This window comes from Enorma phocaeensis, assembly GCF_016901575.1.
Taxonomy (GTDB): Bacteria; Actinomycetota; Coriobacteriia; order Coriobacteriales; family Coriobacteriaceae; genus Limicola; species Limicola phocaeensis_A.
Window position 1 is genome coordinate 253417 of the sequence record NZ_JACJKQ010000001.1, and the last position, 16624, is coordinate 270040.

At 61.7% G+C, this 16624-nt stretch carries 18 protein-coding genes and 1 tRNA gene; all 19 read left to right on the plus strand.

Features of this window, described 5'->3' with window-relative positions:
* Positions 1–12 precede the first annotated feature (12 nt).
* The 19 genes from H6A15_RS01095 to H6A15_RS01185 all read left to right on the plus strand — a co-directional run bounded on the left by H6A15_RS01095 (position 13) and on the right by H6A15_RS01185 (position 16617).
* Positions 13–915, plus strand: a complete 903-nt coding sequence (locus H6A15_RS01095; RefSeq protein ID WP_204671531.1) for a pseudouridine synthase — start codon at positions 13–15, stop codon at positions 913–915.
* Positions 899–1582: a (d)CMP kinase gene (cmk, locus tag H6A15_RS01100; protein ID WP_204671533.1), complete on the plus strand. Its 684-nt coding sequence runs from the start codon at positions 899–901 to the stop codon at positions 1580–1582. The genes H6A15_RS01095 and cmk overlap by 17 nt, the downstream gene beginning before the upstream one ends.
* On the plus strand, positions 1582–2307 hold the full coding sequence (locus tag H6A15_RS01105; RefSeq protein ID WP_204671535.1) for a lysophospholipid acyltransferase family protein: 726 nt from the start codon (positions 1582–1584) through the stop codon (positions 2305–2307). The genes cmk and H6A15_RS01105 overlap by 1 nt, the downstream gene beginning before the upstream one ends.
* The gene (locus tag H6A15_RS01110) at positions 2304–3158 is read left to right on the plus strand and encodes a 4-hydroxy-3-methylbut-2-enyl diphosphate reductase (RefSeq protein WP_204671543.1); all 855 of its coding nucleotides are present in this window, start codon (positions 2304–2306) and stop codon (positions 3156–3158) included. The genes H6A15_RS01105 and H6A15_RS01110 overlap by 4 nt, the downstream gene beginning before the upstream one ends.
* Positions 3155–4558 carry a DUF512 domain-containing protein gene (locus tag H6A15_RS01115; RefSeq protein WP_204671545.1) on the plus strand — a complete coding sequence of 468 codons (1404 nt, stop codon included), beginning with the start codon at positions 3155–3157 and terminating at the stop codon, positions 4556–4558. The genes H6A15_RS01110 and H6A15_RS01115 overlap by 4 nt, the downstream gene beginning before the upstream one ends.
* A 21-nt stretch (positions 4559–4579) precedes the next feature.
* Positions 4580–5917, plus strand: coding sequence for a ribosome biogenesis GTPase Der (gene der, locus H6A15_RS01120; protein WP_204671547.1), 1338 nt, complete (start codon positions 4580–4582; stop codon positions 5915–5917).
* Complete coding sequence (plsY, locus tag H6A15_RS01125; protein WP_204671554.1) at positions 5918–6613, plus strand: glycerol-3-phosphate 1-O-acyltransferase PlsY; 696 nt, start codon at positions 5918–5920, stop codon at positions 6611–6613. It abuts the gene before it with no gap.
* Positions 6610–7617, plus strand: coding sequence for an NAD(P)H-dependent glycerol-3-phosphate dehydrogenase (locus H6A15_RS01130; protein WP_204671556.1), 1008 nt, complete (start codon positions 6610–6612; stop codon positions 7615–7617). The genes plsY and H6A15_RS01130 overlap by 4 nt, the downstream gene beginning before the upstream one ends.
* A gap of 23 nt (positions 7618–7640) precedes the next feature.
* Positions 7641–8324, plus strand: coding sequence for a ribulose-phosphate 3-epimerase (rpe, locus tag H6A15_RS01135; RefSeq protein ID WP_204671558.1), 684 nt, complete (start codon positions 7641–7643; stop codon positions 8322–8324).
* Positions 8312–9487 carry a cysteine desulfurase family protein gene (locus tag H6A15_RS01140; RefSeq protein ID WP_204671560.1) on the plus strand — a complete coding sequence of 392 codons (1176 nt, stop codon included), beginning with the start codon at positions 8312–8314 and terminating at the stop codon, positions 9485–9487. Before rpe ends, H6A15_RS01140 begins: the two co-directional genes overlap by 13 nt.
* A 7-nt stretch (positions 9488–9494) precedes the next feature.
* A complete protein-coding gene (locus tag H6A15_RS01145; protein WP_204671562.1) occupies positions 9495–10304 on the plus strand; it encodes a Nif3-like dinuclear metal center hexameric protein in 810 nt (269 codons plus the stop codon).
* On the plus strand, positions 10301–11014 hold the full coding sequence (locus H6A15_RS01150; RefSeq protein WP_204671564.1) for a zinc ribbon domain-containing protein: 714 nt from the start codon (positions 10301–10303) through the stop codon (positions 11012–11014). The genes H6A15_RS01145 and H6A15_RS01150 overlap by 4 nt, the downstream gene beginning before the upstream one ends.
* Positions 11015–11017: 3 nt before the next feature.
* Entirely contained in the window at positions 11018–12220 is a 1203-nt protein-coding gene (gene coaBC, locus H6A15_RS01155; RefSeq protein ID WP_204671574.1) for a bifunctional phosphopantothenoylcysteine decarboxylase/phosphopantothenate--cysteine ligase CoaBC, read from the plus strand.
* Positions 12221–12301: 81 nt separating this feature from the next.
* Positions 12302–12378 (plus strand) — tRNA-Pro (locus H6A15_RS01160).
* 164 nt (positions 12379–12542) lie between these two features.
* Positions 12543–13259 carry a CDP-alcohol phosphatidyltransferase family protein gene (locus H6A15_RS01165; protein WP_204671576.1) on the plus strand — a complete coding sequence of 239 codons (717 nt, stop codon included), beginning with the start codon at positions 12543–12545 and terminating at the stop codon, positions 13257–13259.
* A 93-nt stretch (positions 13260–13352) separates the two neighbouring features.
* Positions 13353–13757, plus strand: a complete 405-nt coding sequence (locus H6A15_RS01170; RefSeq protein ID WP_204671578.1) for an FHA domain-containing protein — start codon at positions 13353–13355, stop codon at positions 13755–13757.
* Between the two features lie 2 nt (positions 13758–13759).
* A complete protein-coding gene (locus tag H6A15_RS01175) occupies positions 13760–14629 on the plus strand; it encodes a MerR family transcriptional regulator (protein ID WP_204671580.1) in 870 nt (289 codons plus the stop codon).
* A gap of 32 nt (positions 14630–14661) precedes the next feature.
* Positions 14662–15186: an adenine phosphoribosyltransferase gene (locus H6A15_RS01180; RefSeq protein ID WP_204671582.1), complete on the plus strand. Its 525-nt coding sequence runs from the start codon at positions 14662–14664 to the stop codon at positions 15184–15186.
* 204 nt (positions 15187–15390) lie between these two features.
* Entirely contained in the window at positions 15391–16617 is a 1227-nt protein-coding gene (locus H6A15_RS01185; RefSeq protein ID WP_204671584.1) for an NlpC/P60 family protein, read from the plus strand.
* Positions 16618–16624: the final 7 nt, after the last annotated feature.

Below are 16624 nucleotides of genomic sequence, written 5' to 3' on the forward strand. Positions count from 1 at the left end.
TATCCCTATACCATGCGACTGCAACGGTTCCTTGCCCGATCGGGCGTGGCAAGCAGGCGCGGATCCGAAGACCTGATGACCGCTGGCCGCGTAACGGTAAACGGCGCCGTCGCGACCGAACTGGGAACGAAGGTGAATCCCGAGACCGACCGGGTCGAAGTGGACGGCGTGCCCGTCACATTCAATGCCTCGGCGACCTACATCATGCTCAACAAGCCTGATGGCTTCCTGACCACCATGAGCGACCCTCAGGGAAGGCCGTGCGTGGCAAGCCTGGTTCCGGTGTCGGATTATCCCGGGCTATTTCCGGTGGGCAGGCTCGACAAGGACACGACGGGGCTCCTGCTCTTCACCACTGACGGCGACATCGCCAACCAGATGCTCCACCCCTCGGGCCACGTAGAGAAAACATACGTCGCCATTGTCGACGGAAAGCTCTCCGACCACGAGCTGGAACCGCTTCGCCAGGGAATCGTTCTCGACGACGGACCGTGCCAACCTGCGCGCTGCAGGCTGCTCGGGACCTCGCAGGCACGCCGTATCTGGGGAGAAGAGCCTGCAGCTGCAACGAGCTGCGTCGAGATCATCATCCGTGAAGGACGAAAGAACCAGGTCAAGCGCATGCTAGGGGCCATCCATCATCCTGTCTTGCGCCTGCATCGCCCTCGCTTCGGCCCCCTTGAGCTATCAGGCCTCCCCGTCGGGTCTTGGCGCATGCTCAATGAGGGCGAAGTGGGGCGCTTGAAGTCCGCAACGGCGCCGTCAGACGAACGTGTCGGAGGCGCACCCCCCGCTTCTCGCAGCGCCTCGGATGGTCGCGCAGGCCATGCCAGGTGCGCTCGCCCATGCAACGAACATCAGCAGCCTCGCACGCGCAGGCAAGAAAAGGAGGACCGACGTGATCGTCGCCATTGATGGACCGGCAGGATCGGGAAAGTCGACTATCGCCCGAGAGATTGCTCGTCGACACGGGTTTGAAAAGCTCGACACCGGAGCCATGTACCGTGCGGTGACATTTGCCGCACTGAGCCGCGGCATCGACCTTGACGACGCTGCCGCCGTTTCAAATCTTGCGCAGACAGTCCATATTGCCTTCCTCCCCAGGCAAGGGTCCCCGACGCTCGTCATGGTCGACAGCGATGACGTCACGTCCGAGATCCGAACGCCCGAAGTCGATGCAGGGGTATCCAAGGTGTCGGCATATCCCCAGGTCCGAGAGGCAATGCTTTCTCCCCAGCGCGCCGTCGCGCGCGAGCATGACGTCGTCGCCGAAGGAAGGGATATCGGCACGGTCGTCTTTCCCGACGCGGACGTAAAGGTGTTTCTCACCGCCGACCCGCTCGAGCGCGCCCGGCGTCGCGTGCTTCAGCGCCATGATGGGGAGGAGCTCGACGAGGAGGCCTACGCCCAAGAGGTGACCGATACCCTCAACTCGCTCGTTCGTCGAGACAGGCTCGATTCATCTCGCGACGTTGCCCCCCTGCGGGCAGCAGACGATGCCGTTACGATCGATTCCACGTCGCATTCCATCGACGAGGTGGTCGACATGATCTCCTCCCTTATTGAATCTAGGAGGCCGTAATGCGACTGTTCCGCTCAACGGAAGATGACTACTACGAGAATGCCATGCGCGACTATCCGTTGCCGCTGCGCATCTTTTACGGCACGATCATCGTGATCCTGTTCGCGTTTTCCAAGGTCATGTGGCGCTGGCGCGTCGATAATCCCGCCGAGCTCGTCTCATCGGACGGAACCGGCTCCGTGATCATATGCAATCACACCTCCATGGCCGAGGTCGTTGCGATCGTCACTCATATCTGGATGACCGGGCGCCGCGCGCGCCCCATCATGAAGTCCGAGTTCAACGACGTGCGCATCGTCGAGTGGCTCTTTGCACGCGTGGGCGCCATTCCCGTCGAGCGAGGCACCGCAGACATGAAGTCCCTTCGTCGGGCGCAGCACGCCCTGCAGCGGGGTGAAGACGTCCTCATCTTCCCCGAAGGCACTCGCATCCGCACCGATGACCAGCCGGTGGAGGTCCACGGAGGCTTCGCCCTCATGGCGCAGATGTCCAAAGCGGATATCGCCCCCATGGCGGTATGTGGCTTTCGCGACATCACGCCTGTCGGCTCCCACATCATGAGGCCAAAGAAGACCTGGATACGATGTGCCTCGCGCGTATCGCTTTCCGACGCCCCCAAAGAACTCAAACGACGCGAGCGGCTCGCATGGTTTGAAGAGGAATCCATTCGCCGCATGTACGCCGTGCGCGACGAGCTGCGTGCAGAGCATCCGGGGAGGCGATGACGATGGCCACCATTGAAGTCGCCCGCTACGCCGGCGCCTGCTATGGCGTCGAACGTGCACTCGACATGGCCTACACGGCTGCAAAAGACGCCTCGGGCCCCGTAAACACGCTGGGCCCGCTCATCCACAACCCGCTCGTGGTTCAAGACCTCGCGCGCGAAGGGGTCAGCGTCGTCGACGATGTCGAGCAAGCGGATTCGGGCACCGTCATCGTGCGCACGCACGGGGTCGTGCCTTCCGTAGTCGACCGCGCACGAGAGCGCGGGCTGGCAGTCGTCGACGCCACCTGTCCCTACGTCAAAAAAGTCCACCATGCAGCGCGTCGCCTCGTCTCAGAGGGGTTCCAGCTCGTCATCGTCGGCGAGGCGGGACATCCTGAGGTCGAAGGAATTCTCGGCGCGGCCGGCGGATCGGCCCTCGTCGTCCAGGAGGCGTCGGAACTCGAGTCGGTCGAGCTCTCCCGCAGGGTCGGGGTCGTCGTCCAGACCACGCAGACCGCCTCCGCCTTGTCCCGCGTCGTTGCCGCGATCGCGCCGCGGGTGTCAGAGCTTCATGTCGTGAACACCATCTGTGAAGCCACGAGCGAGCGTCAGCAGGCGGCTCGCGAGCTCGCGAGCTCCTGTGACTGCATGATCGTCATCGGGGGCAAGAACTCTGCCAACACCTGTCGGCTCGCCCAAATCTGCACAGAGGCCTGCCGTAACACCCACCACATCGAAGATTCCGACGAGATGCTTTCGTCTTGGCTCGAAGGCGTCGAACACATTGGCGTCACCGCCGGAGCCTCCACGCCGTCATCCCATATCAAGCGCGCCTGCGAACGGCTCCAAATGCTCTTGGATGCACGATGAGCAGCGACACGCCCTACGCGCGCACGGGCGCCGACTACGGACGAACAAAAGATCCTGACGACCAGCACGGAGCGCTCGTCGTCGCCGTCCGAGAGGATTCTCCCGCCTATGACGCTGGAATCGAGCCCGGCATGCGCGTTCTCACCGTCAACCGCCGCACGCTGACCGACATGACGGTCTGGCTCTGGGAGGCCGGAGACGAGACGGTAGAGATCGAGGTCTTCGACCCGAGCGACGACACGGTCACCCCTTGTGAGCTCGAGCGGTTCCCCGGCGAGGACTGGGGCATCGAGTTTGACGGCGCCGTCTTTGATGGCATGCGCACCTGCGTAAACGCCTGCGTCTTCTGCTTTATGACGATGCTCCCGCGCCACATGCGGGGCACGCTCTATATCCGCGACGACGATTACCGCCTCAGCTTCCTGCAGGGCAACTTCGTGACGCTCACCAACATGAGCGACGCCGAGGTGGCTGACGTCATCGACCATCGCCTGAGCCCCATGAACGTCTCGCTCCACGCCGTCACGCCCGAGGTCCGCCGGCGTCTCATGGGAAGGAACGCCGCCCGCGGCATGGAAGTCCTGCGCGCATTTATGGACGCCGGCATCGAGATCCACGCACAGGTCGTCCTCTGTCCCGGGCTCAACGACGGGGAAGAGCTGCTTCGGACCCTTACCTTTTGTGAGGAGCACCCTCAGATCACGAGCCTCGGCATCGTTCCTTTGGGCTACACCCGCTTTCAGGAGCGGTTCACGTCTTCCTTTTCGGATGATCCCCTGGCTGCACGAGCGGTCATCGACCAAGTCGCGCCGTTCCAGGAACGCATGCGTGCGGCTCGCGGACGGACGGTGTTCCAGCTGGCCGACGAGTTTTATCTGGACGCGAAGGTGGAGCCGCCTGCCGCCGAGCTCTATGACGGATACCCCCAGTACTATGACGGCATCGGCATGGTTCGCTCCTATCTTGATGAGACAAAAGAGCTGGTCGAGCGAGAGGGCCACCGTCTTGCCGAGGCGGCAGAGAGGCTGTCGCGCCGGAAGAGGCTGCTTGTGGTGGTGTCCGGCATGGCCGCGCGCGACGTGGTCGCAGGCTTTGTCGAGAGGTCGCCGCTCCAGGGAGAAGTGCGCGGCATCGTCAATGATTACTTTGGCGGGAACGTCGACGTCACGGGCCTTATCTGCGGCGAGGACCTCTTGGCGCAGATAGGGGAGGACCTTCAAGGGGTTATGCTCTTTGTGCCGGACGTCATGTTCAACGCCGACGCGCTCACGCTGGACGGTTATCATCAAATGCGGCTTGTCGCCGAGCTCAGCCGGCGCGGCGCCGAGTGCCATATCGCCTCAACGATGCCCTCCGATCTGCTGCGTTCTCTCGAGGATGCGCTGGAACGGGAGTGCTGACATAGTTTCAAGGAGTGATGCATGAAACCCATCGTAGCCGTAGTCGGCCGACCCAACGTGGGCAAGTCGACCTTGGTGAATCGTATCGCCCAGACCTCTGACGCCATCGTCCATGAAAGTCGAGGCGTCACGCGCGACCGGTCTTATCACGACGCCGACTGGAATGGCCGTGAATTCACCCTCGTCGACACGGGCGGCATCGAACCGCTGAAAAGTGAAGACGTGTTCTCCGCGTCCATTCGCGACCAGGCGCTCGCCGCGGCCGAAGAGGCCGATGTCATCCTGTTCGTCGTTGACGGCCATACGGGCGTGACCGAGGAGGACGAAACCGTCGCACGTCTGCTCAAGCGCGTGCATAAACCGACGTTCCTGCTGGTGAACAAGCTCGACAATCCTGCTCGAGAGCAGGAGCGCCTGTGGGACTTCTACTCGCTCGGCGTTGGCGACCCCATGCCCATTTCTGCGCATCACGGCCATGGTACGGGCGACCTGCTCGACAAGGTCGTCGCGCTGCTGCCCGACGAGACCGAGGAAGTCGACGAGTTTCCCGACGCGCTCGGCGTTGCGATCATCGGTCGCCCGAATGCTGGCAAGTCCTCGCTGTTCAACAAGGTCATCGGTTCGGAGCGCTCCATCGTCTCCGACGTCGCCGGTACGACGCGCGACGCCATCGACACCATCGTCGAGCGTGACGGGCGTCACTATCGCATGGTCGATACCGCGGGCATTCGAAAGAAAAGCACCGTCTACGAGAACATCGAGTACTACTCGATGGTGCGCGGCCTGCGCGCCATCGATCGTGCCGACGTCGCCCTGCTCGTCGTCGATTCGACCGTCGGCGTGACCGAGCAGGACCAGAAGGTTGCAAACCTCGCCATCGAACGCGGCTGCGCCCTCGTCGTCCTGCTCAACAAATGGGACCTCCTGAAGGAAGAACGCGAGCGCGAGCGCGTGCTTGAAACGGTCGACCGTCGCCTCACCTTTGCCACCTGGGCGCCGGTGCTTCGCATCTCCGCCCTCACGGGGCGCTCGGTCGAGAAGATCTGGTCCCTCATCGATGACGCCGCCGAAAAGCGCGCCTCGAAGGTCTCCACCTCGAAGCTCAACCAGTTCCTGACCGACCTTCGCGAGTTTGGACACACCATCGTCGACGGCAAGCGCCGCCTGCGCATGCACTATGTCACCCAAACCGGGACAAAGCCGCCAACCTTTACCTTCTTTGTGAATCACCCCGACCTGCTCACCGATTCCTATCGCCGCTACGTTGAAAACCGCATGCGGGCAACGTTTGACTTCGCCGGCACTCCGGTGCGCCTCCGCTTCCGCTCCAAGGCGGCGAAGGAAGAGGGTGAACGATAGATGACTCCAGACAATCCAGCATTCACCACCTTTGCGCTCGCAACGGCGGCATGCATGGCGGTGACGTTTCTTGTCTGCGGCATCCCCTTCGGCGTCATCATCGGCGAGCTCATGGGCAAGGGGGACATCCGCAAATCGGGTTCGGGCAACATCGGCACCACCAATGCCCTGCGTGTAGGCGGCAAGCTCGTCGGTGCGCTCACGCTGCTGTGCGACGTGCTCAAGGGACTCGTGTGCGTAGTCGCATCCTCCTGGGTGCTCAGCGGCCTCTGCGACCCCTCCGCACTCATGATCTTCCCCGGCAGGGGAGCGGACTGGGCACTTTCGCTCGTGTCGCTTTCCGGCCTCGCGGGACACATGTTCAGCCCCTACCTGCACTTTAAGGGCGGAAAAGGCATCGCTGTGGGCTTCGGCGTGTGCATGGGCTGGATTTGGCCGGTGGGGCTATCTCTATGGATTCCCTTCCTCGCCGGCGTCATTGCGACCCGCTACGTCTCGGTCGGCTCGATCGCCGCCGCGATATCGCTCCCGCTGTGGATCTTGCTGTACTACCCGGGCTCGTCATTTGCCATGAAGGCGGTCTTTGCCTTCATGGCCGCGCTTGTGGTGTGGGCCCACCGCTCGAACATCAAGAAGCTTATGCAGGGCAATGAGTCGAAGCTTTCGTTCTCGTCCAAGAAGGAGGATGCGCGATGAACATCACTGTTATCGGCGCGGGATCGTGGGGAACCGCCATCTCGGGCGTCGCTGCCGCCCGTGCCGACCGCGTATGCGTCTGGTCGTTTGACGAGGAGTCGACGAAGGGCATCAACGAGCACCATGTCAACCCGCTCTATCTTTCCGACTACACCCTCCCTGGCAACGTGTCCGCCTCCTCGTCGTATGAGGAGGCGCTGCGTGGCGCGGACGGCATCATCGTGGTCGTCCCCTCGCCGTTTTTGCGCGCCACCATCAAAGGCGCGGCACCCTATATCCCGCACGACGTGCCCGTCCTCTGCCTCACGAAGGGCATCGAGGAGGGCTCCGGCAAGCTGATGAGCGAAGTCGTCGCCGAGGAAATCGGCAACCCGGGCCGCGTCGCCGCGCTTTCAGGCCCTAACCATGCCGAGGAAATCTGCAAGGGCAGCCTCTCCGCCGCCGTGATCGCAGCAGAGGATCATGATGTCGCGGAGTTCTTCCGGTCCCTGCTCATCTCGCCTGAGTTTCGCATCTATGTCACGAGCGACATGATCGGAATCGAGACCTGCGCGGCGGTAAAGAACGTCATCGCGATCGTCTGCGGCGTCGCGGCAGGCGCCGGCTACGGGGACAATACGCTCGCCCTCATCATGACGAGGGGTCTCGCAGAAATCAGCCGCATCGTGCATGCACGCGGGGGAGACCCGATGACCTGTATGGGCCTTGCCGGCATGGGCGACCTCGTCGCCACCTGCACCTCCCCGCATTCACGCAACCGCTCATTCGGCGTCGCCTTTGCCCACGGCGAGAGCCTTGAAGACTATCAGAGGCGCACGCACATGGTTGTCGAGGGCGCTGCGGCGGCACGCTCGACCGCCCAGCTTGCGCGTTCCCTTGGCGTCGACGCGCCCATCACGTTCGCCCTTGAGTCGTCGCTCTATCAGGGCGTCGAGCTCGAAGAGGCTTTGCGAACCCTGCTCGATCGCATCCCGACCGAAGAATTCTACGGGCTCGACCTATAATCCTTCCACAGAAAGGAACCGCCATGAGTGCCCCCGTCGTTCGCGTCGCTCCATCCATCCTTTCCGCAGACCTGTTGAACCTCGGACGGGATCTTGAGGCGATTTCCGGTGCCGACTTCATCCATATCGATGTCATGGATGGCCATTTCACGCCTAACCTCACCTTCGGAGTCGACACCGTCAAGGCATGCAAGCGCGCCTCGACCGTGCCGCTCGACGTCCACATGATGGTCACCAATCCCGATGAGAGCGTCTCGTGGTATCTCGACGCGGGAGCAGATATGGTGACGGTTCACCTCGAGGCGGCCCGCCATCCCCATCGCATCGTCTCCGAGATCCATGCCGCAGGTGCTCAGGCAGGCGTCGTTTTGAACCCCGGGACGCCAGCCTGCGCTCTCGACAGCATCCTTGAGGACGTCGATATGGTCTTGCTCATGAGCGTCGATCCGGGCTTTGGCGGCCAGTCCTTTATCGAGGGGACCATTCGTAAGATCTCCCAGGTGCGCTCCATGGCACGCGAGCGCGGGAAGGACCTGCTCATCGAGGTGGATGGCGGCGTGTCGACCGCCAACGTGGAGCGCGTCGTCGCCGCAGGAGCCGACGTCATCGTTGCGGGATCAGCCGTCTTTGGCTCTGCAGACCCCGCACGCGAGGTAGCTCGCCTTCGCGAGCTTGGAACCCCGGGGCTTGCAGCATGGAACGCCTAACGACGGCTCCCCACCTGTGCAATCTCGATTACGCGGCCTCGACACCGATGAGGCCCGAAGCGATACGGGCGCAGCAGGAATATGATGCGTCGCCCATCGCGGGCGCCAACCCAAATTCGCTTCACACCCTCGGACGGGAAGCGGCGCGAGAGCTCGAGGGCGCCCGAAAGACGCTCGCAAGAACCTTGGGCAGTCACGTTCGTCCCAGCGAGGTCATCTTCACCGGCGGCGGCACCGAATCCGACCAGCTTGCCCTCTTGGGCATCGCGGAGGGCGCTCGAGCCAGAGATCGCCGGCGCTCGCGCGTCATCACGTCGGAAATCGAGCACGACGCGATCCTCGACAACCTTCCGTTGCTAAGAGAGGCGGGGTTCAGCGTCACCACGCTCAAGCCGACACGCGAAGGCGTCATAGAGCCCTCATCGCTCTCAGACGCGCTTGACCGCGACGTGGCCCTCGTCTCGATCATGCTCGCAAACAATGAGACCGGCGTGGTGCAGCCGACAGGCGAGCTTGCGCGTCGAGCCCATAGCGTGGGCGCCCTCTATCACACCGACGCCATTCAGGGATATCTTCACATCCCCTTCGATGTCGCCGACCTTGGCGTCGATGCGCTCTCTGCCGCGGGACACAAGGTGGGCGGCCCGGTTGGTTCAGGCCTGCTCTATCTCAAGGGCAGGACGCCGCTGCGTCCACGAACCTTCGGAGGCGGGCAAGAAGCGGGAAGGCGCGCGGGAACCCAGGACCTGCGCTCCATCGTAGCCTTTGCCGCTGCGGCCCGCGCTGCGCACTCCCTGCTCTCATCTGAGCATTCCCGGCTCATGGGTCTCTCGGCATCGCTGTACAGGCGCCTCGCCGCGTCTCGACGCATCCACCCCACCGTTCCGGACATCTTAGACCGAGACCGCTTGCCCGGAATCGTCTCGATCTTCGTGGAAGGCTGGGAATCCGAGTCGCTCATCCTCAAGCTCGACAGCCTTGGCTTCGAGGTCTCGGCTGGGTCTGCCTGCTCGAGCGGCAGCACCGCGGCAAGCCATGTCCTCACCGCCATGGGAATGGACGGCTCCGATGCCTTGGGTTCTCTCCGGATATCGTTTGACGATCGTGTCCGCGAAGAGGACCTCGAAGCCTTTGCGACGGCGCTGCTCGACCTTGTGGGATAGGAGACCTATGACTATCGAAGCGCTTCTTTCTTATCTACTTGATCGGTATCCCGTCGAGCAGGCTGAGTCGTGGGATCACGTGGGGCTTTCGGCAGGAGACCCGCATGCCGAGGTCACCGGAGTCCTTGTAGCGCTCGATGCGAGCGCCGAGGCCGTGAGACGAGCTGCCGATCTCGGGGCCAATGTCCTGGTAACGCATCATCCTGTCTACATTTCGGCGCCCAAAAGCTTCACGCCCGCGCCCGACACCGAGCACAATGCCGCAGGCGCCGCCGTCTTTGAGGCGATTCGGCGCGGCGTTTCCATCATCTCGCTCCACACCAATCTTGACCGTGACCCCGAGGCGCGCAATCACCTGGCGTCGCTGCTGGGAGCGACGCCAGAAGGCTCGTTCGAGCATCCCGACGATGCCGCGCTTCCGGGCCTTGGCTCGGTGGGTGTCATCCCGACCACCACGCTCGGCGATGTGGCACGTCTCGCAGCGAACGCCTTTTCTAGCGATCCCAGGGTGTGGGGCCCGCCTGAGCGATCCGTTCGTCGCATCGCGGTTCTCGGAGGGTCCCTTGGGGACCTCGCAGAGCTCGCGCTGTCGTCACATGTAGACGCAGTCATATGCGGAGAGGCGGGCTATCACGTCTGCCAAGACCTCTGGCTGAGGGGCTGTTCGGTAGTGCTTCTGGGGCATGACCGCTCAGAGCAGCCGTTTGTGGATATCCTTTCAAAGGCGGTGGCTTCGGCGGGCATCGACCCCTCGTCGATAGCTACAATGGAGTGCCCGCGTCAATGGTGGACAACATACGAAGGAGAACGCGCATGAGCGTTGGAACCGACCTGCTCGACTTGCAGGAGCTTGACCTAGCCCTTGCCCGCAGCCGTGCGGAGCTTGCCGACATGCCTGAGATCAAAGCGCTCGCCCGCAAACGCAAGGCCTACCTCAAATTGAAGGACGAGGCCCTGCGCTTGATGGGCCGTCGCAAGGATCTCCAGACCGAGCTCGCCGATCTTGATCAGGACGAGCGAGACTGCCGCCAGGCGGTAGATGACGCGCAGCGCGGGTGCGTCGATCCTTCGGACTACGATGAGGTCCAGCGCCTCGAGCTGGAGCTCTCCGACCTCGCCAAAGAGCTCGACAAAATCGCCTTTGCGCGCGAGGAGCTGACCCGCCGGCTCGCCGAGGCGACCGAGCAAGAGGCTCAAGCTGCCGACTACCTTGAACGTTATGAGCGAGCCATCAAATCTGACGCCCAGGCCGCCAGGGACAAGGCGTCCAAGCTCCAGCAGGAGATCGACGACGCCGAACGTCGCCGTAGCGCGCTGTGCGCGAGGATTCCCGAAGACTTCCTAGCAGAGTATGAGCGCTGCCTGAAGAGCTTCAACGGCCTGGCCGTCGAGCGCCTTGACGGAGCGGTGCCGTCCCTGTGCCGCATGACCCTTACCGAATCCTCCCTGTCGGACCTTTCGCGTGAGGAAGGCATTACGCACTGCCCCTATTGCCATCGCATGCTCATTCTCTCTGAGGAAGTCTAAGCCATGGGCGCCCCATCCAAACAACCCTGTGTGCTCGTATGCGTGACGGGCTGCATCGCTGCCTATAAAGCATGCGAGGTCGTGCGGCTTCTTCAAAAACAGGGCTGTCGCGTGAAGGTGCTCATGACCGAGCATGCCACAAGGTTCGTGGGCCCCACCACGTTCCGGTCGCTGACGCACGAGAAGGTCGCCGTGGGTCTCTTCGATGATCCCGAGGACCCCATTCACCATATCTCGCTCGCGCAGGAGGCCGACGTCGTGCTCGTGGCACCCGCGACGGCGAACGTCCTCGCCAAGATGGCTCACGGCATCGCCGACGACCTCATGTCCACCACGCTGCTCGCCACGACCGCGCCCGTCGTCGTGGCGCCGGCAATGAACGTTCACATGTGGGAGGCAGCCGCCACCCAAGAGAACCTGTCTTGTCTTCGTCGCCGCGGCGTCCGCGTCGTGGAGCCGGGAGATGGCTACCTGGCATGCGGCGAGGTCGCCAAGGGCCGGCTCGCCGATCCAGGGACGATTGCCGACGCCGCCCTCGAGGCCCTGCGTCCCGACCCGGATGCTGGCCTGCTTGCGGGAGAGCGCGTGCTCATTACGGCCGGCCCCACCCATGAGCCGATTGACCCCGTCCGGTATATCGGCAACCGCTCCTCAGGAAAGATGGGCATCTCGCTAGCTCGAGCAGCGCACGAGCTTGGCGCCGAGGTCATGCTGGTGCTGGGGCCCACCTCGCTCGAACCTCCCGAGGGGGTGCGCTGCATCGCCGTCGAAACCGCGCAGGAGATGCACGATGCCGCCCTTGCGGCCTTTGATTCTGCCTCGGTCGCAATCTGCTCTGCCGCGGTTGCGGACTATACCCCGAGAAACCCGGCTGACCACAAGCTCAAAAAGGCCAACGAGCCTCTCGATCGGATCGAGCTCGTCCAAACCGCAGACATCCTCGCAGACCTTTCTCGCATAAAGGGCCGCCGTCGCGTCGTGGGCTTTGCGGCGGAAACGAATGACCTCTTGGCACATGCCCAGGCAAAGCTAGAGCGAAAGGGCTGCGATGCCATCGTGGCAAACGATGTCACGAGAAGCGACTCTGGATTTGGCTCAGATACCGACAAGGCCTGGTGGGTAACGAGCGCAGGCACCGAGGAGCTTCCGACGCTCACCAAAGACCGGCTGGCTCGCGAGATCCTTCGCCGAGTTCACGATTTCTGAGATTCATCTAAAAAAGTTCTTGCATCGAGCGAGACTCTTGAGTAAAGTATCTTTTGCTGTTGAGGACAACAGCACCTGCTTCGGGACGTGGCGCAGCTTGGTAGCGCACTTGACTGGGGGTCAAGGGGTCGCTGGTTCGAATCCAGTCGTCCCGACCAGAAGCTTCAAGGGCACCGTTTATCGGTGCCCTTTTCGTATCCAGGGGAATCGCCTCTATCCTCACATGGTGATCAGGCGTTAACCGGAGTGCTTTTCAGGATAGGGCTCCACGACTTGGGTATTATGCTTCTAGCACATACCGAGCAAACGGCAGGGGAGTGACGTGGGCCTCAAGAAGAAGATCAAGCGGGAGTTGATCGGCACTTCCGACTATCCCTCTAACAAGATTTTCACCATCTCGAACTTCATCACCGCGATTCGCCTCGTGCTCACGGCGGTGTTCCTCTACCTGTTCGTAACGGACTTTAACCGCTACGTTGCGCTCGCGATCTATGCCGTTGCCGCCTCTACCGACTGGCTCGACGGCCAGATCGCACGCATGACCAAGACAGTAAGCTGGCTCGGCAAGATGATGGACCCCGTTGTTGACCGCGCCTTGCTCTTTACCGGCGTTGTGGGCCTTGTCGCTCGTGGCGAGCTGCCCATCTGGGTCTGCGTCCTCATCATCGGCCGCGACGTCTATCTCGCATGCGGCAACCTGATCGTCCACCGCTTCCATAAGCGTCCCATCGACGTCGTGTACACCGGCAAGGCCGCTACGGCGCTGCTTATGACCGGTTTTTCGCTCATGCTGCTAGGGCTCCCCATGGTGAGCGGTTTCTCTTGGTTCCCTGATGCCTCCTATCTGCCCGGCCTGAACGGGCAGGAGGCCCCGCTCGGCATCTTCTTCGTGTACCTCGGCGTCATCTTCTCTATGCTCACCGCCGTTATCTATACCATCAAGGGCGCGCTTGCCATCAAACATGCGCGCGAACACCCTGAAGACGAAGATGCTGACTTCCTGAACCCTGAAATCGTGGAGTCCGAAGAGACCTTGTGAGGCTGTTATCCGGGCCTGACGAGCTTTGGGGTAGAATGGTCCTTGTGAAGCTTTTCGCTCGGCGCCAGCCGAGTTCGTTCGATAGGGGTAGCAATGTCCAACCAGACAGATTCCACGCGCGTCTTTCGCATGCCCATTGACGATGCCACCGCGCCCGACCTTATGAAGAGCGCTCGGATCACCAATCCGGTTCTCTCGATCATCAAGGGGCCTCAAACTGGCAACACCTTTGAGCTTGCGGACGTCGAAACCACGGTTGGACGCGATCCCGCAAACGCCATCTTCCTCAACGACATGACGGTCTCGCGCAGCCATGCGAAGATCATTCGCACCGCTACCGGCGCGATCATCGAGGATCTGGGTTCTCTCAACGGCACCTGGGTAGACGGAGCCATCGTCAACTCGGCACCGCTGCATGACGGCTCATCCGTGCAGATCGGCACCTTCACGCTGATTTACCATGAGAGCAAGCCGGAGCGTATCGAAACGGGTGAGTAAGCTTGGCCGAACGCAATTTCTTCAGCATCGGTCAGGTCGTCAACCTTTTGCGTGGCTCGTATCCAGACCTTTCGAACTCCAAGATTCGCTTCTTGGAAGATGAAGGGTTGATTACGCCGCATCGCACCCCCAAGGGATACCGCCAGTATTCCAAAGAGGATATCGATCGGCTGGAAGTCATCCTTCATCTTCAAAAGACGCGCTACATGCCGCTGAACGTCATCAAGCAGCGTCTGGATAGCGCTACCGATTTGAGCACCCTTCAGTACGAGGTGGGACTCCTTTCCGATGTGCCGATCAAGGAACAGCCCAAAGAGACCAAGCAGAAGCTTCATCCCATCGAGGACATTCCGGACCTTCTGGGCGTGAGCATCTCCTTTGTCCGGTCGCTCGCCGAGAACGACCTCGTACGCATCGTGAAGAGCCCGAAGAACCGCGAGCTGATCGATGGCCGAGACTTCGAAATCATCCGCTATTGCTCAGAACTCTCGCGTTTTCACATCGAACCGCGAAACCTTCGTCAGTACGTTCTCGCCGCCAACCGCGAGTCAACCATGTTCGAGCAGGTTCTTATTGGCATGCTGGGCATGGACACGAGCGACGAAGATCGCGACGCCAAGCTCGAGCGCGCCTTCAAGAAGCTCCACGACCTTACCGACGGGGTGCAGACCGCGTTGCTTAAAAACCGCGTCTTCGAATCTCTGCACGCTGTCGTGGAAGACGCCGACGTGGACCAGATCGACGACGAGATCACCCGCTCTGAGGCTGCCCGCGATGCCGCACGGGAGGCTAAGGAAGTTTCGCCCGGCGGCATCGAGCCGCTCAGCGTCGCCCGGCAACGCACCCGCGCCCAATCTGGACGCACCCGATAGATAACTTTTTCAATCTGAGGAGTCTGAGCAGCATGGTAGACATTGCTTCGCGCATCATCGACATTCCGGATTATCCGGAGCCTGGCGTGGTTTTCAAAGACATCACTCCGCTCTTTGCCGACCCCGAGGCCCTTCGCGCCACCGTCGATGCGCTGGCAGACCATTTTCGTGCCTTGGGCGTGACGAAGGTCATCGGTCCCGAGGCTCGCGGCTTCATGGTCGGCGTTCCTGTTGCTCTTGAGCTCGGCGCCGGCTTTGTCCCGGCCCGCAAACCCGGCAAGCTGCCCCGCAAGACCATCTCCATGAGCTACGAGCTCGAGTATGGCACCGATACCCTTGAGATCCACGCCGACGCGCTCACGCCCGATGACCGCGTCGTGATCATCGATGACCTTATCGCCACGGGCGGAACCCTTGCAGCTGTTGGCAAACTTGTGGAGGAGACCGGCGCGGCCCTTCTTGGATATGGATGCATCCTCGAGCTTGCGTTCTTGAGCCCGCGCAAGGTGCTCGAAACCAAGGACCATGAGGTATTCAGCCTGGTCACGGTCGAGTAACGCCCTCGTTTTAGCACCGTGCGCCCCGCATATGCGGGGCGTTTTGATGCTTGGCGAGCCTCCCTTGCTTTATTGAGATGCCGTGGTGAGCATCTGGAGGTTTGGCCGTTTACCGAGGGTAGGGGTGACGGAAACCCTGCGTCACGTCTATAATCTTCATCGTGCTCCAACGTAGCTCACCTAAACTATGGAGGAAGTGTTCACATGCAACGCAGACGACTTGGCGGTTCCACCGCCCGTCTCTCTCTGGTTCTCGCGCTTTCCGGCTCCCTTGTCCTCGCCGGTGCTCCTGTAGCAGCGTTCGCCGATCCAGCTTCTGATCTTGCCGCTGCTCGCGAGCAGCTTTCTCAGATCGGTTCCGAGTATCAATCGCTCCAGCAGGATCTTCGTGAAGTCACCGCTCAAGTCGAGGAGACTCAGACGAAGATTCTCGAGACCACCGATCAGCTCGAGAGCGCGCAAAGCCTTCTCGCGAGCAACATCTCGTCTGACTACAAGTCTGGCGGCGCGAAGCTCGCCCAGGTAATTCTTGGCGCTACGAGCTTTGACGACCTCATCTCTCGCGTCTTCTACATGGACAAGGTGTCCACCGCTCAGGCTGACGCGATCGATGATGTGCGCACGCTCAAGTCGCAGCTCGAAGAGCAACAGTCCGAGCAGAAGCAGCGTCTTGCCGATGCCCAGGCAAAGGTAGACGAGCAGGCTGCCAACCAGCAAGCTGCTCAAGATCTTGTCAACTCACTCTCAGAAGAGGTTCGTCAGCAGCTTGAAACCGAGGCTGAGAGCGACGAGTCTCTCGCTTCGGGCATCAAGTCCGCCGAAGATGCCGAAACCGGCGTGAGCGATCGCCCCATCACCGGCAACGGTAACGCCGGCAATAGCAACGGATCGTCAGACTCGACCAACGATTCCAACAACTCGGGGAATACGGGAACTGATACCCCGTCCGGCGGAAATGACAACACGCCCACCACGCCTGACCCCGAGCCTCCTGCGTCCAATGACAACACCGATAATTCGGGCGGCAGCGGAAGCAACGGTTCCTCGGGTGGCGGCAGCAACGGCGGCTCGCCCAATTATTCCTCTCCCATCTCTTACGCCCTCGCCATGGAGGGGCAGCCCTACGTCTGGGGCGGAGACAGCCTTGCTGACGGCGGTTTTGACTGCTCCGGTCTCGTCGTCTATGCCTATTCCTGCATTGGCGTTTCCTTGCCGCATAACTCTGGGTCGCTTATGAACTACTGCAAGAACTATGGCTATTTCACGACTGACATCAGCCAGCTGCAGTACGGCGATCTGGTCTTTTGGTCTGGTCATGTCGCCTTCTACGTCGGCAACGGCATGGTTTTTGGAGCCACCACCTTTGGCCAGCCTGCCGGTTATGGCCAGATCAGCTGGTACGGCACCCCGCTTGGCGGAGGCCGACCCTAAGGCTTCG

Coding starts and splice junctions, on each gene's coding strand:
- H6A15_RS01140 (WP_204671560.1), top strand. CDS start 8,312: ATGGAACGCCTAACGACGGCTCCCCACCTGTGCAATCTCGATTACGCG.
- H6A15_RS01150 (WP_204671564.1), top strand. CDS start 10,301: ATGAGCGTTGGAACCGACCTGCTCGACTTGCAGGAGCTTGACCTAGCC.
- H6A15_RS01130 (WP_204671556.1), top strand. CDS start 6,610: ATGAACATCACTGTTATCGGCGCGGGATCGTGGGGAACCGCCATCTCG.
- H6A15_RS01185 (WP_204671584.1), top strand. CDS start 15,391: ATGCAACGCAGACGACTTGGCGGTTCCACCGCCCGTCTCTCTCTGGTT.
- H6A15_RS01115 (WP_204671545.1), top strand. CDS start 3,155: ATGAGCAGCGACACGCCCTACGCGCGCACGGGCGCCGACTACGGACGA.
- der (WP_204671547.1), top strand. CDS start 4,580: ATGAAACCCATCGTAGCCGTAGTCGGCCGACCCAACGTGGGCAAGTCG.
- H6A15_RS01105 (WP_204671535.1), top strand. CDS start 1,582: ATGCGACTGTTCCGCTCAACGGAAGATGACTACTACGAGAATGCCATG.
- H6A15_RS01095 (WP_204671531.1), top strand. CDS start 13: ATGCGACTGCAACGGTTCCTTGCCCGATCGGGCGTGGCAAGCAGGCGC.
- plsY (WP_204671554.1), top strand. CDS start 5,918: ATGACTCCAGACAATCCAGCATTCACCACCTTTGCGCTCGCAACGGCG.
- H6A15_RS01110 (WP_204671543.1), top strand. CDS start 2,304: ATGACGATGGCCACCATTGAAGTCGCCCGCTACGCCGGCGCCTGCTAT.
- rpe (WP_204671558.1), top strand. CDS start 7,641: ATGAGTGCCCCCGTCGTTCGCGTCGCTCCATCCATCCTTTCCGCAGAC.
- coaBC (WP_204671574.1), top strand. CDS start 11,018: ATGGGCGCCCCATCCAAACAACCCTGTGTGCTCGTATGCGTGACGGGC.
- H6A15_RS01170 (WP_204671578.1), top strand. CDS start 13,353: ATGTCCAACCAGACAGATTCCACGCGCGTCTTTCGCATGCCCATTGAC.
- H6A15_RS01145 (WP_204671562.1), top strand. CDS start 9,495: ATGACTATCGAAGCGCTTCTTTCTTATCTACTTGATCGGTATCCCGTC.
- H6A15_RS01180 (WP_204671582.1), top strand. CDS start 14,662: ATGGTAGACATTGCTTCGCGCATCATCGACATTCCGGATTATCCGGAG.